The organism is Streptomyces sp. CNX435, assembly GCF_059570575.1.
This window is the reverse complement of sequence record NZ_JCANTA010000003.1, coordinates 440461-455829: the sequence shown is the minus strand read 5'-3', so window position 1 is coordinate 455829 and position 15369 is coordinate 440461. Positions and strand designations below refer to the sequence as shown.

The following is a 15369-nucleotide window of genomic DNA, read 5'->3' as shown; positions in this document are numbered from 1 at the left end:
GTACCAGGCGTGGCGGGCCGTCACGACCGCCGGCGCGCTCGACGAGGCCGGCCGCCGGCACCCCCCGTCTGAGAGCCGGCGGTACGGGGCGGGGCCGGTCCGTACCCGCGCCCGCGCCCGCCACCCGGGCCCCAACAGGGAGCAAGAGCCGCTACTCAGCCGGCCGCCCGGCGCCGGACGCGGCCTCCTCCGCGCCCGCCGCGCGGCCCGCCGACCACGCCCGCCACAGCGCGGCGTACGGGCCGTCCGCCGCGCGCAGCTCGTCGTGCGTGCCGCTCTCCGCCACCCGGCCCTCCTCCATCACCACGACCCGGTCGGCCGCCGCCGCCTGGCTGAGCCGGTGGGCGACGACCAGCGCCGTGCGCCCGTCGAGCGCGCGCTCGGCCGCCTCCTCCAGCCGCCGGGCGCCGAGGCTGCCGGCCTCCGCGGTGGCCTCGTCGAGGACCGCGACCGGCGGGTCGGCCAGCACCAGCCGGGCCAGGGCGAGCTGCTGGGCCCGGTCCGCCGTCAGCCGGTGGCCGCCCTCGCCCACGACCGTGTCCAGGCCCTCCGGCAGCGCCTCGGCCCAGCCGAGCGCGCCGACCCGGTCCAGCGCCTCGCGCAGCTCCTCGTCGCCGGCGCCGGGGCGGGCCAGCCGCAGGTCGTCGGCGAGCCGGCCGGCGAAGACGTGCACCTCCTGGGTGACCAGCGCGACCGTACGGCCCGCCTCGTCCGGCTCCGCGCCGCCCACGTCGATGCGCCCGGCGGTCGGGATGTGGATGCCGGCCAGCAGCTTGGCGAGCGTGCTCTTGCCCGCCCCGCTCGCGCCCACCAGCGCCACCTTCTCCTTCGGCCGCAGCTCCAGGTCCACGTCGTGCAGCACCGGCCGCCCCGGCTCGTACGCGTGCGACACCCCGGCGACGGACACGCCCACCGCCGGCCGCGCCCCCGCCGCGGCAGGCCCCGCAGCCGCGGGCCCCGCCGCGGCGGAACCCGTCTGCTCGCGCGCGTCCACGACGCCGACCAGCCGCGCCAGCCCCGCCGTCGCCGCCTGGGCGTCGTCGAGCAGCACCAGCGCCACGTTCACCGGCCCGAAGAGCGAGTGGAAGTACAGCGCCGCGGCCGTCGCCGTGCCGATCGACGCGGAGCCGTCGCGCACCAGGACGTAGCCCGCCACCAGCACCGCGGACAGCCCGAGGTACTCCGCCACGTGCAGCCGGTTGTAGAAGCCCATCACCAGCTTCACCCCGCGCAGCCTGAGGGCCACCGCGGCCCGCGAGCGCGCCTCGACCCGTCCGGCGTGCGGCGCCTCCAGCCGGTGCGCGCGCACGGTGGCCGCGCCGCTGACGGTGTCGAGGAGCTGCTGCTGCTGTGCGCCGGTGGCGATGCGCTCGCGCGCGTACAGCGGCACCGCGCGGCGCACGTACCAGCGGGCCGTGTACGCCTGCACGGGCACCGCGAGCAGCGCGGCGAGCAGGAAGCGCCAGTCGAGGACGGCCAGCGCGCCAAGCGTGAGCACGATGGCCAGCACGGCGGACGCCAGCTCGGGGAGCGCGCCGCGCACCGCCTCGGCGACCCGCGAGACGTCCCGGGTGACGCGGGCGGTCAGGTCGCCGGAGCCGGCCTTCTCCAGCCGGTCCAGCGGCAGGTGCAGCGCGCGCTCGACGAACCGTTCGCGCAGCTCGGCGAGCACGGTCTCGCCGAGCCGGGAGACCATCGTGCGGCCGATCGCGGTCAGCACTCCCTGGCCGACGGCCACGGCCACCAGCAGCACCACGGGCAGCGTCAGGGCCCCGGCGTCGCGCTCGTCGGTGACCAGGTCGACGATGTGGCCCAGCAGCGGCTGGGTGAGCAGCCCGACGGCGGTGGCCGCGGCCATCGTCGCGAACGCCGTCCACGCCAGCGCCCGGCGCGGGCGCAGCAGCTCGCGCACGGCGGCGCGGGTGCGGACCGGGGTGGCGGTGGGCAGCAGTTCGCGGGCGCCGTCGGCGCCCTGTGCTTCGTACGCGTCCGGCTCCTCCGGCGCGTCGTCGTACGCTCCGGCCGCCCCGGTCATGCGAGCACCGCCGTCCGGTAGGCCGCCTCGTCGCGTACGAGGTCGGCGTGCGTTCCCATGGCGGCGACCCGGCCGGCGTCGACGAACACGACCCGGTCGGCGACGGCGAGCAGGGCCGGGCTGTTGGTGACCAGCAGGGTGGTCCGTCCGGTACGGAAGGCGCGCAGGCCCTCGGCTATCCGGGCCTCGGTGACCACGTCCACGGCGGTGGTCGGGTCGTGGACGACGAGGACCGGCCGGTCGGCGTGCAGCGCGCGGGCCAGGGCGACGCGCTGGCGCTGGCCGCCGGAGAGCGCCCGGCCGGCCTCGCCGACCTCGGTGCGAGCGCCGCGGGGCAGCGCGCGGGCGACCTCGTCGGCCGCCGCGGCGGCCATCGCCGGGCGGGGGTCGCGGCCGTGCCCGGGGCCACCGCCGCCGTCACCGAGGGCGTCACCGAGGCGGGCGCCGCCGGGGTCGTGGCCGGGCGGCTCGGGCCCGCCGCGGGCGGGGCCCGCGACCGCGGGCACCGGGTCCGCCGCCGTGACGTTCTCGCCCACCGTCCCCGCGAACAGGTCCGCGTCGTGCGCCGCCACCAGCACCGCCGTCCGCAGCTCCGCCGGATCGAGACCGGTCAGCGGCACCCCGTCCAGCTCCACCGTCCCGGCCTCCGGGTCCTCGACCCGGCCGAGGCACCGCAGCAGCGCCTCCGCGGCGGCCGGTTCCGTCGTCGCCACCCCGACCAGCTCCCCGGCCGCGACCACCAGGTCCACCTCCACGAGCGCGCCGAGCCCCACCCCGCGCAGCCGCAGCTCGCCGCGCACCGGCTCCGGCAGCCGCCGGTCGCCGGGGACGACGGCCGGCTCCGTGGCCAGCACCTCCGCCACGCGCGCCGCCGACGCCCGCGCCTGGGCGAACTCGGCGTTGACGTACGCGAACACCTGCAGCGGCGTCAGCAGGAACTGCGCGAGCCCGACCGCGGCGACGAGCTGCCCCAGCGTGATGTCCCCGCGCAGCGCCAGCCGGCCGCCGACCAGCGCCACCAGCGCGATGAAGCCGCCGGTCAGCGCGAGCACGACGCCGTTCTGCCAGCCCTCGGCGCGGGCGGCGCGCAGCGTGGCGGCCAGCGAGTCGCGGCTGGTGCGCCGGTAGCGCTCGACGGCGGCGTCCTGCGCGCCGATCCCCTTGAGCACCCGCAGCCCGGCGATCAGGTCGGCGGCGACGCCGGAGGCGTTCGCGGCCTGCTCCTGCTCGGCCGCGCTGCGGTGCTCCAGCGGCTTGCTCAGCAGGTGTCCCAGCCAGAGCAGCACGGGGGTGCCGGCCAGCACGAGCAGGCCGAGGGGTACGGAGATGAGCAGCAGCGCCACCGCGCTGACCGCCGCACCCGCCAGCCCGGAGACGCCGACGGTCACCACCATCGCGATGTGGCCGACCCGCCGGGCGTCCTCGGTGGCGATGTTCGCCATCGCGCCGGGCAGCCGGCCGCGCTCGGCGCCGCCGCGCGGGTCGAGCACGCGCTCCACCAGCTCCAGCCGCACCTGGTGCGCGGCGAGTTCGGCGGCGCGCTCGGCCGCCCTGAACCCCACGCGGAAGCTCAGCGCGAGCACGACGTACACCGCGGCGAGCACGAGGAGCCAGCGCACCAGCGCGCCCGCGTCGTCCCCGGCGACGGCGTCGTCGATGACCATGCCGATGAGCACCGGCACCAGCGCCTCGCCCAGCTGGTGCCCGACGGCCAGCGTCGCGCCGATCGCGACACCGCGCCGCTGTCCCGCGATCGCCTTTCTCAGGACGTTCCGCCCCGAGGGTCCCTGCGCAGCCACCCGCCACCCCTTTGCACACCCGTCCCGACCAGGTAAGTAAGGCTAGCCTAAGTCCTTGCCGGGCGGTCCCGGTCCCGGGGGTGTACGCGCCCGCCGGCGGGCCTGACTGGCCTGCACGCAGGGGCAGTTGGCGCCCCGCCCCTCCGCTGTCCCTCCCTTGACGCGGTGATCGCGTTGGGGAAGGTTGTTGCTCCTCAAGGTGCGGGGAACGCCGGGGAGCCCGGAGAGCCGGGTGCCGGCCCGAGGAGCAGAGAGGAGACCGTGGTGAACGAGGACTCCGTCGCCGTGGTGGGCGGGAGCATCGCGGGGTGCGCCACGGCGCAGGCGGTGGCGCGGGCGGGGGCAGGGCGGGTCACCGTCTTCGAGCGGGCCGGTGGCGAGCTGCGCGACCGCGGGGTGGGCATTGCCCTGCACGACGACCGGTTCGCGGAGCTGGAGGCCGCGGGGTACGTGGACTCGGCGATGCCGTGGTCCGGCATGAACCGCCGGGTGTGGACGATCCGCGACGGGGACGTGGAGCTGGGCCGCGCGCTCGCCGACCAGCACTTCCCGTTCCGCGCGTACAACTGGGGCTCCCTGTGGCACGAGTTGCGCAGCCGGGTGCCCGGGTCGGTCACCTATCACACGGGCGCGGCCGTCACCGCGGTCGAGCCGGACGCCGACGGCGTCGCCCTCCGGCTCGCCGACGGCCGCCGGGAGCGCTTCGACGCGGTGATCGGCGCGGACGGGTACCGCTCGGTGGTCCGGGAGGCGATGTTCCCCGGGCTCGCCCCCGACTACGCCGGCTACCTCGGCTGGCGCGGTACCTCAGCGCCCGTGCCGGGCGACCCGGAGATGGACGGCGCCGTGGCGCGCACGATCGTCTTCCCCGGCGGCCACTGCGTCATATACCTCATCCCCGCCGCGGGCGGCGGCCTCCGCGTCAACTGGGTGCTCTACACCGTCCCGCCGGAGGACCCCGAGCTGCTGCTCGATCTGCGCACCCCCACCTCGCTGCCCCCGGGCCGGGTCGCCGCGAAGCTCACGGCGTACCTGCGCGACCTGGTCGCGGAGCACTTCCCGCCGTACTGGGGCCGCTGCGTGCTGCGTACCGCCCCCGAGGACTCCTTCATCCAGCCGATCTACGACCTCCAGGTGCCGCGGCTCGCCGTCGGCCGGCTGCTGCTCGCCGGCGACGCCGCCACCGTCGTACGGCCGCACACCGGCGGCGGCAGCGTCAAGGCGCTGCAGGACGCCACCGCGCTGGAGGCCGCCTGCCGCGCGAACGGCAGCTGGCCGGAGACCGCCGCCGCGTACGACGCCGACCGCACCGCCGTCGGCGCCGCGATGGTCGCGCTCGGCCGCCGGCTGGGCCGCGCCCAGGTCGAACAGACCCCGGACTGGCAGAAGATGGGGCAGCCGGAGTTCGACGCCTGGTGGCAGGAGCAGAACCAGGGCTCGGACCGCAGCAGCGGCTTCGGCGGCCACGCTCTCAAACGCGGCTGAGCCACGGCGACTTGGCCGTCGCGGGGCCCCTTCCGTCTGCCGATCCATGAAATTTCTGACGGAATCTGACCGAATCGGATTGGCCAGGGGTGGAGATTGCATCTCCCTCCTGCATATTTTGATGTTCTACCCGCCCGTAACTTAGACTTCCGACTTAGCATCAGACCCGTCGCTCAGCCCACCCTCAGCAGGAGCGATGGTTAGCCTGCCCCCCACACGTCACGCCCTCCCCATCGCAAGGTAATCCCGTGTCAGCTTTACGGTGTCATGGCCCCGACGTAGGGGTTACGCAGTGAAGATCAACCGTCGACTCGTCCTCCTGGTCGCCGTACCCCTCTTGGTGGCCATCGCCTTTTCCATACGCGCGCTCGCGCCCGCGACCACTCAGGCGTTCCAGGCCAACCGGCTGGCGCAGATGGTCGAGGCGGCCGATTCCGCCGCGGAGTTGACCGCCCGGCTGCAGCACGAGCGTGCTACCGCGACCGCGCTGGTCGCCTCCCAAGGCGATGCCGCCGCCTTCCGCAAGGCGACCGACGCCACGGACGCAGGCGTCACGGCCTACACCGAGAAACGCAGGAAGCTCGACTCCCTGCCGCCCAACGCCGAACTCGCGGTGCAGCGGATCGACCGGTCGCTGGCCGAGCTGCCGTCGCTGCGCGCCCAGGTGCGCTCCGGCAGCGGCACGCTGTCCGCGCTCGCCTTCGGGTACCGGATCCCGATCGCCGACCTCATCGACTACCGGGACGGCATTTCCCAGGCCGACGGCGTCGACGCCGACATCGCCGACAGCATCCGGGCCTCCGCCTCGTTCTCGCGCGGGCTGGAGCACTCGGCGCAGCAACAGGTCGTGGTGCTCCGGGCGTTGGCCGGCGGCGGCTTCACCTCGGCCTCCCGGCGCTCGTTCGACGCCACCGAGATCGGCTACTTCGACACGCTCAACACCTTCGTCGCCCTTGGTCAGCCGGAGTGGCGCGGCTGGCTGGAGCACGCGCTCTCCGCTCCGGGCACGCTGCCCGCGCAGCGGATGCAGGACCAGGTCAGCCGCACCCCGGTCGGAGCGGATCTCGGACTCTCCGCCGCCGAGTGGCAGGAGGCCACGGCCGACCGGCAGGCGGAGCTGCGCTCGGTGGAGCGTCGCGTCGACCAGGCGGTGCACGACGACGTCACCCAGGAGCGGTCCACGCTCATCTGGTGGGCGGTCATCGAGATCGCCGTGGTGCTGGTGACGCTGATCGGCGCGCTGCTCTTCGCGTTCCGGATCGGCCGCGTGATCATCCGCCGGCTGCGCGACCTGCGCAACGCGGCGCGTTCGGTGGCCACCGAACGGCTGCCGCAGATCGTCTCGGACCTCTCCCAGCCCGGTGCCCTCGGCGGCGCCACGCCACGGCAGGTCGCCGACAGCTCCGGCAGCCCGGTGGAGACCACCGGTGATGACGAGATCGGCGAGGTCGGCGAGGCGTTCAACTCCGTGCACCACGAGGCGGTACGGCTCGCGGCCCAGCAGGCGCACGCGTACGAGCAGTTCGCGGAGACCCTGGTCGGCGTCGCCCGCCGGGGCGCGCAGCTGACCTCCGTCATGGTCTCCGAACTGGACGCGGTGCAGCGCGACGAGGCCGACCCGGAGCGGATGAAGATCCTCTTCGCGCTCGACCACCTCGCCATCCGCATGGAGCGCAACACCAACAACCTGCTCGTGATGGGCGGTTACGGGCACGCGAGGGTACGGGAGAGCGACGCGCCCTGCGTCACCGTGGTCGTCGCCGCCGCCCAGCAGATCGAGCGGTTCGAGCGCGTCGCCATGGGGATCGTGGAGCAGGGCATCGGCATCGCCGCCCGTGCGGTGCACGACCTCGCGCACATCCTCGCCGAACTCCTCGACAACGCCACCCGCTTCTCGGCCCCCGACAAGCAGGTGGGCGTGGCGGTCTGGCGGCTGTGGGACCGCGCGGTGGTGCAGATCGTCGACGAGGGCGTCGGCATGACCCCCGAGCGCCGCGAGGAGCTGAACGCCCGCCTCGGCAGCCCGCAGACCGGCGTCGGCGCCGTGCGGTCGATGGGCCTGCACGTCGTGGCCCGGCTCGCCGCCCGCCACGGCATCGTCGTCGAGCTGCGTTCCTCCGCGGGACCCGGCACCATCGCCGAGGTCACCCTCCCGGCGTCGGTCCTCGTGGCCGTCGAGGAGGAGACCATGGCCGAGGGTGAACGGCCTCTGGTGGAAGGGGAGGCGAGCGTCTTCGCCGCCCGGTCCCGGGGCCTGCCGTCCCCGCGCAAGCCGCTGGACGAGCCCGTCGCCGCGGCCTCCGGGCCCGGCGCGGCCACCGCGGGCGGAGCCGGCGCACCGGACACACAGCAGTCCGAGACCCGCGACGGCGGTGGCCAGAGGCGTAACCCACCGCTCGGCCCGGATTACGATCCGGCCGACCGCGTCGCCGGCATCAGCCCCTCGGGGCTGCCCGTGCGGATGCGTCAGTCGGATGACCAGTGGCCGCGGTTCCCCAAGCGCGACGGTGGCGGCAAGCCCGGCAGGAGCGAGCGGAAGGCGGCGCCCGCCAAGCGCCGGGACTCCCGGCAGATCTCCGACGTGCTGGCCGCGTACACCCAGGGCATCAGCAGGAGCGCCGGTCGTCGCGAGGGAGACGGAGGCGCCGCCGACCGCGGCCGTCCCGCCGGCACGGGCGGTGGCGGCGGCAACCGCAACGGCCGCTCCGGCAACGACGACGGAGGCCGAGCCCGTACCGCCAGGAACAGCGGTCGCACCCGGACCGCACCCGACGACGACTCGCAACGGAGCACGTGATGACGACCCCATCCACCGCCGACCTGAGCTGGCTGCTGAGTGACTTCGCCCGTCGCATCCCCGAGGTCACCCAGGTCATCGCCGTCTCCGTGGACGGCCTCGCCCTGGCCTACACGGGGGTGGACCAGGACGACGCGGACCGGCTGGCCGCCATCGCCTCCGGCATCGTCAACCTGCTCTCCGGCGCCGCGCAGCTGATCGAGAGCGACCCGGTCGAGCACAGCCTGACCGCCATGGAGGGCGGCTACATGTTCTCCATGGCTGTGTCCAGCGGGGCGTCCCTCCTCGTCACCACCAACCGGGACGCGGACATCGGCGAGGTCAGCTACATGATGTCCGAGCTGATCAACCAGGTCGGCGACGCGCTCAGCCCGCAGCTGCGCGACTCCCAGCCCGCCACCTGACGGCCGTCGCACGGGCGGGCCCCCCTCAACCCGCCCGCGCCCGGCCCGGGGCGGCGGCCCGTCGTCCGTCGGTCGCCCTGCCGGAGCAGGCGTTTGCCGTCCGCCGTGCCGTCGTCGCCCCACACCCGCCCCCACACCCCCCCCACATCCCCCACATCCTCGACCCCCCGGACCAACCCCAGCCCATCACTCATTTTTCCCTCGGGAGCCTCCGTGTTCGTCAACGCATCCATACCGCGCCGCCCGCGCCGCAGCAGAGCCCGGGCCTCCGCCGCCGCCGCAGTCGCCGTCTCGCTGGCCGTCGCCGGCTGCAGCGGCGGCGACAGCGCCTCCGGCGACGAGACAGTGAAGGTGGGCCTGCTGGTCGCCCTCTCGGGTACGTACGAGCCGATAGGCACCGACATGCGCAACGGCTTCCAGCTCTACCTGGACACGCACGACGGCAAGCTGGGCGGGCGCGAGGTCGAGCTGTCGGTGGGCGATGAGGGGGAGGGCCCGCCCACCGCCGTGCCGGCCGTCACCAAGCTGGTGAAGAAGGACCGGATCGACGTGATGTCCGGCATCGTCGCCAACGGCACGTACAACGCGGTGTTGCCGATGCTTGAGCAGAACAAGATCCCGCTGGTCAGCACCGGCGGCCGGCCGGCTCTGAAGGACGTCAGCCGCGTCTGGCACACCAGCTTCCTGTCGAAGGACTACGGCACCGCCATCGCCGAGTACGTCAAGGACGAGGTCGACGGGCCGGTCTACGCGATCGGCCCGGACTACCAGGGCGGCTACGACCAGATCGGAGGCTTCACCGACACCTTCGCCGAGGTCGGCGGCGAACTGGCCAACCCCGACGGCGAGGCCACCTGGACGCCGTTCCCCGACACCACCAACTTCACCCCGTACTTCGCCGACATCGCCCAGTCCGACGCCAAGGCGGTGTACACCTTCTACGCCGGTAAGGCCGCCATCGACTTCGTCAAGCAGTATGCCCAGTCGGACATCGCCGACCTGCCGCTGTACGCCTCCGGCACCCTGACCGAGGGCAGCGTCGTCCAGGCCCAGGGCGACGGGGCCGAGGGCATTCAGTCCGTCTCCAACTACGTGTCCGACCTGGACAACGACGCCAACCGGAAGTTCGTCGCCGACTGGACCGCCAAATACGACACTCCGCCCACCGGGTACGCCGTGGCCACGTACGACGCCGCCGCCGCGCTCGACACGGCCATCGGCGACGCCGCCGAGAAGGGTGAGGTGAACTCGGAGACGATCAACGAGGCCCTTGGCAACCTCGGCCAGATCGAAAGCCCGCGCGGCACCTGGGCGTTCGGCAAGAAGTCGCACGCGCCGGTACAGAAGTGGTACCTGCGCGAGGTCCGCAAGGACGGCGAGCGACTCGCCAACGTCACGGTCCAGGACCTGGCCACGCTCGGCGACTGACGTGGGGTCGCTCGATGCCCAGCTCGTGCCGGCGGTCGACGGCGTCGCCTACGGGCTGCTGCTGTTCGTCGTCGCCGCCGGCCTGAGCCTGGCGTTCGGCACCGCCGGCGTGCTCAACCTGGCGCACGGCACGCTGTACGCGGTCGGCGCCTACACCGGCGCCGAGCTGAGCGACGGCACCTGGGGCGGCCTCGTCCTCGGCCTCGTCGCCGGCACCGCGGCCGCCTGCGCGGCGGGCGCTGCGCTGTCGGCGGCGACGGCGCCGCTCGCCCGCCGCGGACATCTCGACCAGGCGCTGCTGACGTTCGGGCTCGCGCTGATCGGCGGCAATCTGCTCGTCGAGTGGTTCGGCGCGGACGAGATGCCGGTACGCATCCCGGACGCGCTGGACACCTCCGTCGACCTCCTCGGCCACCGCTACCCGGCCTACCGGCTCGGCTTCATCGTGATGGCGGTGGTCCTCGCGGCGGCCGGCACCTGGGTCCTCACCCGCACCCGCGCGGGCGCCGCGGTCCGAGCGGCGGCCGACGACCCGGAGATGCTGGCCACCACGGGCCTCAGCCCCCGGGTCGTGCACACCGGGGTACTCGCCGCGGCGGGCGCCCTGGCCGGCGCCGCGGGCGTACTCGGCGCGCCGATCATCGGCCCCGGGCCGAGCACCGGGGACACCGTGCTGATGCTCTCCCTCGTGGTCGTGGTCCTCGGCGGGCTCCGTTCGCTGTGGGCGACGCTGGTGGCCGCTGTCGGGGTCGGCGAGGTGCAGACCCTGGGGGTGTCGGTCGCCCCGGACTGGGCGCCGTACCTGCTCTTCGCCGCCATGGCGGTGGTGCTGATCCTGCGCTCCGGGCGCGGGCTGGCCGAGCCGCACGGCCCGGAGCGCGACGCGGACCCGCCGCCCGACCCGGCCGAGCGGCTGCGCCGCCGGCTGGCGCGGGTGCCGTGGCCGTGGCGCGGGGCGCTGGCGGCGCGCCGGGCGAAGGCGGCGGTGCGTACGGCGGGCGCGGGGGAGACCGATGTGCGGACCGGCGCCGGGCGCGTCGCCGCGGCGGCTCGCGGCGCCGCCCCGCTGGGCGCCCTGATCGCCGTGCTGGCGTTCCTGCCGATGTTCCTCGACGCCTACTCCCTCTCCCTCGCCGGCTACGCCCTGTCCCTCGGCCTGCTCGCGGTCAGCGTCACGGTGGTCACCGGCTACACCGGGCTGCCCACGCTGGGGCAGGCGGCGCCGTTCGCGGTCGGCGCGTACACCACCGCCAAACTCGCCGAGAACGACTGGACGGTCGGGCCGGTGCAGGTGGTGATCTCCGCCGTCGCCGCCGCCGCGTTCTGCGCGGTGACGGGGCCGGCGGTGATCCGCGCCCGCGGCACCACCGTGCTCATGATCACCGTCTCGGTCGGCGAGCTGACGGCCATCGCCATCGGCCAGTGGAAGTCCGTGACGGGCGGCACTGACGGCCTCGCGGGATTCCCCTCCACGCAGGCGTTCTGGGGCGGCGAGCCGCTCTTCGAGGAGCTGGCCATCTACCAGTACGCCGCGATCGTCGTCGTCTGCGTCGTCGCCGTGGCGCTGGTGATGCTGCGCTCGCCGGCCGGCAAGCTGCTGACCGGCTCGCGGGAGGCGGAGGAGCGGATGCGCGCCTCGGGCCACCCCGTGACGCGATACCTGCTGGTGGCGTACGTCGGCGCGGGCGCGCTCGCGGGCGTCGGCGGGTCGCTGCTCATCGCCGTGCAGAGCTACGTCTCCCCGGCCGACGTCGGCTTCGAGATCGCCGCGCTCGCGATGCTCGCGGCCGTCATCGGCGGCATCACGTCGGTGATCGGCGCGCTGGTGGGCGCCGGGCTCATCGTCTACACCCGCGACTGGCTCGCCGGGTCCTGGCCCGGCCACGGGCCGCTGCTGCTCGGCGTGCTCTTCGTCGCGGCCGTCTATCTGCTGCCCCGCGGCCTCGCCGGGCTGGTGTCCGGGACTCCCCGCGTCCCCGCCGCCGACGGCGAGGACGGGGGCGCCGACGGTGGCCGGGCCGGACGGCCGGGCGGCGCGGGTCGGTTGCCCTCGCCGCGAAGCCCGGCTGACTCCGGCGCGCCGCAGTCCGCGGACACCGGCCCCTCGGTCCGCGTACGGAAGGGGGCCACTTGAACCCTCCCCCAGCTCCAGCAGGGGGATTCCTGGCTCAGGAAGCCTTGCAGGTCAGCGACCAGCAAGGTCTTACTCCCTCAACGCCAGCCGGGTTGGAACCAGCCCGGGGTCGTGAAGCACGTTCACGCTGGCTGCGCTGGCTTGGTTCTCGCTCAGCGCGTCGCGCGCACTTGGTTCTCGTTACGCACGGTGGTCAGCGTACCCCATTGCGTGGGCGGTCTTCCGCCCTGGAGTCCATCCCCCGTTCCGCAGGGGCGAATCCTCCCTGGCCTGAACGCCGGGGAATCCTCGAAGGAGGTTCGGTGCCCCCGTCCGCCGCTCCCGCCTCGGCCGCTCCCGCCCTCGAACTCACCGGCCTCACCCGCCGCTTCGGCAGCCTCACCGCCGTCGACGAGGTCTCCCTGGACCTGCCCGTCGGCGCCCGGCACGCCCTCATCGGGCCCAACGGCGCCGGCAAGACCACCCTGCTCAACCTCATCGCCGGCACCGAGCGCCCCGACCAGGGCGCCATCGCCTTCCTCGGCCGCGACGTGACCCGTACCGCACCCGCGCGGCGCAGCCGCCTCGGCATCGCCCGCAGCTTCCAGCAGCCCACCGTCATCCCGGACCTGACCGTGCTGGACAACGTGCTGCTGGCCTCCTGGCGGCACCACCCCGAGCGCCGCGGCGCCTGGCGGCGGACCGCCCGCCGGGAGCGGCTGGCCGCGGCCGCCGCCGAACGGCTCGCGGACGTCGGCCTCGCCGGGGTGGCGGACCGGCCGGCGGGCTCGCTCTCGCACGGCCAGCGCCGGCTGCTGGACCTGGCCGCGGCGCTCGTCGCCCGGCCGCGGGTGCTGCTGCTCGACGAGCCCGCGGCCGGGCTCACCGACCGGGACGTGGTCCGGCTGCTCGACGTGCTCGGCGCGCTGGACGACGCCGTCGCCGTGCTGCTGGTGGAGCACAACACGGAGGTGGTCGCGCGGCTGGCCCGTACGGTCACGGTGCTGGTGACGGGGCGGGTGCTGGCCTCCGGGCCGGTACGGGAGGTCTTCGAGCTGCCCGAGGTGCGCAGCGCGTACCTGGACGCGGCCACGACGGCGGATGCCCCGGCCGGCCCCGGCGCCCTTGCCGACGCCGGCTCAGTTGCCGATCCTGGCTCTCTTGCCGACCCCGGCGCTCCGGGCGCCGACCGGGCCCACGACACCGGCGCCGAGAGGTGACCCGCCCCATGCTCCGCATCTCCGGACTGTCCGCCGGCTACCACGGCGGCACCGTGCTCCACGACCTCGACCTCGACGTCCCCGAGGGCAGCGTGCACGCCATCGTCGGCCACAACGGCGCCGGCAAGACCACCCTCGTCCACACCGTCGCCGGCCTGCTGCGCCCGGCCACCGGCACGGTCGAGGTCGCCGGCCGCGACGTCACCGGCCGCCCGGCGCACCGCATCGCCCGCGCCGGCGTCGGGCTCGTCCCGCAGGGCCGCCGGGTCTTCGCGCGGTTGACGGTCGCCGAGCACATCCGGCTCGCCCACCGCCCGCCCCGTGGCCCCCGCGCAACCGGCGGCGCCCGGCCCTGGACACCGGAGCGGGTGCTCGACCTGCTGCCCCGGCTCGCCGAGCGCAGCACCCACCGCGGCACCGACCTCTCCGGCGGCGAGCAGCAGATGCTCGCGCTGGCCCGTGCGCTGCTGGGCTCGCCGCGCGTGCTGCTGCTGGACGAGCCGACGGAGGGCCTGGCGCCGGTGCTGGTGGGCCAGATCCTCGACCTGGTCGGCACGCTGGCGGGGGAGGGGCTCGCGGTGCTGCTCGTCTCGCCCAGCCCCGCGTCGGCCGCGCGGTGCGCCGACATGGTGACGGTGCTGACCTCGGGCCGGGTCACCGCACGGCTGGAGGGACCGGCGGTGCGGAGAGACCCCGCGGAGCTGCACGAGGCGCTGGCGCTGACGGCGCACTGACGGGACCCGTCCCGTACGGCGTCTCCGGGCCGGTGGCGTAGCTCCACCCCTCACCGGCCCACCCGCTCACCTTCCGACGGCCGGCTGGACCTGTCGATGAAGCGCCCTTCTGCGAGCAGGCCCGAACACCGGCGGCAGTTGCCGCCGCGTGCAAGACAACGAGCCACCACCGGTCAGAATCCCGCTACCTGACCCGCCGCAGCAGCGCGACCGCGACCGCGCCACCCAGCGCGACCACGGTGAGCCCGCCGACGAGGGCGCTGGACATCCCGGAGTTGAACGCCTCCCGCGCCGCGCCGGCGAACTCGGCGCCCCGGGCGCCCCCGACCTCGTCGGCGACGTGCAGCGCGCCGGCCAGCGAGTCCCGGGCGGTGTCGGAGGCCCCCTGGGGGAGCCCCGCGGGCAGCTCTTCGGCGGCCCGGCCGACGTCCTCCCGGTACGTGGAGTTGAAGACGCTGCCGAGGACCGCGATACCGAGGACGCCGCCCAGTTCGCGGGTGAGGTCGTTGAGCGCGGAGGCGACGCCCTGCTTCTCGGGTGGGAGCGCGGCGACGATCGCCTCGGTCGCCGGGGTGGCGGCGAAGGCGACGCCGGCGCCGAGGAGCGCCGTGGCGGCGAGGAAGCCCCGGATCCCGGAGCCGTCGACGACGGTCGCCAGCACCAGCAGCCCGGCGGCGATCATCGCCATCCCGAGTCCTATGACGGCGGCCATCAGCGGCTCGTCGTGGTGTGCTCGACCTGGGGGCCGGCGTCGCTGCTCGGCCAGGGCTGGGAGGTGCTGAACCGGCTGGTGCGGGAGTTGCCCCGGGACGAGTTCCGGGTGGCCGCGCTGCTGCACCCGCACGTGTGGAACGGCCACAGCGAGTGGCAGATACACAGCTGGCTGGCCGAACTCGGCCGCGCCGGGCTCGCCGTGGTCGGCCAGCACTCGGAGTGGGTCGGCCCGCTGGTCGCCGCGGACGTGATCGTCGGCGACCACGGTTCGGCGACCTTGTACGGTACGGCCACGGGCGCGCCGGTGCTGCTCGCCGAACTCACCGGCGACGATCTGGACCCGGACTCGCCCGGGGCGGAACTTGCCTCTTTCGCCCCCCGGTTGCGCACCGACCGGCAGCTGGCGCGGCAGCTGTCCCGCGATGCGCGTGCGTCGGTCCGACCGCGCTACGAACACGTCGCCGGCCGCATCACCTCGGAGCCGGGACGCTTCGCGCGGTTGATGCGGGGGCTGCTCTACCGGAAGCTGCGGCTCCGGCCGCCCGGCGGCCTGCCGGGCGCGCCGGTCACCGAACGCGCGGCGCTGCCGCGGCTGGTGCCGCATGAAGAGCCGAGCAGCCTGGTGGTGCCGTAATGGCCG

At 75.0% G+C, this 15369-nt stretch carries 11 protein-coding genes; 8 read left to right on the top strand and 3 right to left on the bottom strand.

The features are described from left to right. Positions 1–151: 151 nt before the first annotated feature. Together T328_RS08415 and T328_RS08410 are read right to left on the bottom strand one after the other, a co-directional pair. Complete coding sequence (locus tag T328_RS08415) at positions 152–2035, bottom strand: ABC transporter ATP-binding protein (protein ID WP_496495269.1); 1884 nt, start codon at positions 2033–2035, stop codon at positions 152–154. Further along, a complete protein-coding gene (locus T328_RS08410) occupies positions 2032–3834 on the bottom strand; it encodes an ABC transporter ATP-binding protein (RefSeq protein WP_496495268.1) in 1803 nt (600 codons plus the stop codon). Before T328_RS08410 ends, T328_RS08415 begins: the two co-directional genes overlap by 4 nt. Before the next feature lie 264 nt (positions 3835–4098). On the opposite strand from T328_RS08410, the gene T328_RS08405 reads away from it, so the two are divergent. From T328_RS08405 to T328_RS08375, 7 genes are all read left to right on the top strand, one after another. Beyond that, complete coding sequence (locus tag T328_RS08405; protein ID WP_496495267.1) at positions 4099–5319, top strand: FAD-dependent monooxygenase; 1221 nt, start codon at positions 4099–4101, stop codon at positions 5317–5319. Positions 5320–5611: 292 nt separating this feature from the next. After that, entirely contained in the window at positions 5612–8116 is a 2505-nt protein-coding gene (locus tag T328_RS08400; RefSeq protein WP_496495266.1) for a sensor histidine kinase, read from the top strand. Next, positions 8116–8520: a roadblock/LC7 domain-containing protein gene (locus tag T328_RS08395; protein WP_496495265.1), complete on the top strand. Its 405-nt coding sequence runs from the start codon at positions 8116–8118 to the stop codon at positions 8518–8520. Before T328_RS08400 ends, T328_RS08395 begins: the two co-directional genes overlap by 1 nt. A gap of 213 nt (positions 8521–8733) precedes the next feature. Next, positions 8734–9948, top strand: a complete 1215-nt coding sequence (locus T328_RS08390; protein WP_496495264.1) for an ABC transporter substrate-binding protein — start codon at positions 8734–8736, stop codon at positions 9946–9948. A gap of 1 nt (position 9949) precedes the next feature. Then, positions 9950–12082, top strand: a complete 2133-nt coding sequence (locus T328_RS08385) for an ABC transporter permease (protein WP_496495263.1) — start codon at positions 9950–9952, stop codon at positions 12080–12082. A gap of 302 nt (positions 12083–12384) precedes the next feature. Beyond that, positions 12385–13281 carry an ABC transporter ATP-binding protein gene (locus T328_RS08380; RefSeq protein ID WP_496495262.1) on the top strand — a complete coding sequence of 299 codons (897 nt, stop codon included), beginning with the start codon at positions 12385–12387 and terminating at the stop codon, positions 13279–13281. Between the two features lie 8 nt (positions 13282–13289). After that, entirely contained in the window at positions 13290–14015 is a 726-nt protein-coding gene (locus tag T328_RS08375; RefSeq protein WP_496495261.1) for an ABC transporter ATP-binding protein, read from the top strand. A gap of 184 nt (positions 14016–14199) precedes the next feature. Here T328_RS08375 and T328_RS08370 read toward each other — a convergent pair whose 3' ends face one another. Next, positions 14200–14727, bottom strand: coding sequence for a hypothetical protein (locus T328_RS08370; protein WP_496495260.1), 528 nt, complete (start codon positions 14725–14727; stop codon positions 14200–14202). Between the two features lie 15 nt (positions 14728–14742). Here T328_RS08370 and T328_RS08365 point away from each other — a divergent pair, with 15 nt between their 5' ends. Next, positions 14743–15363, top strand: coding sequence for a hypothetical protein (locus tag T328_RS08365; RefSeq protein WP_496495259.1), 621 nt, complete (start codon positions 14743–14745; stop codon positions 15361–15363). Positions 15364–15369: the final 6 nt, after the last annotated feature.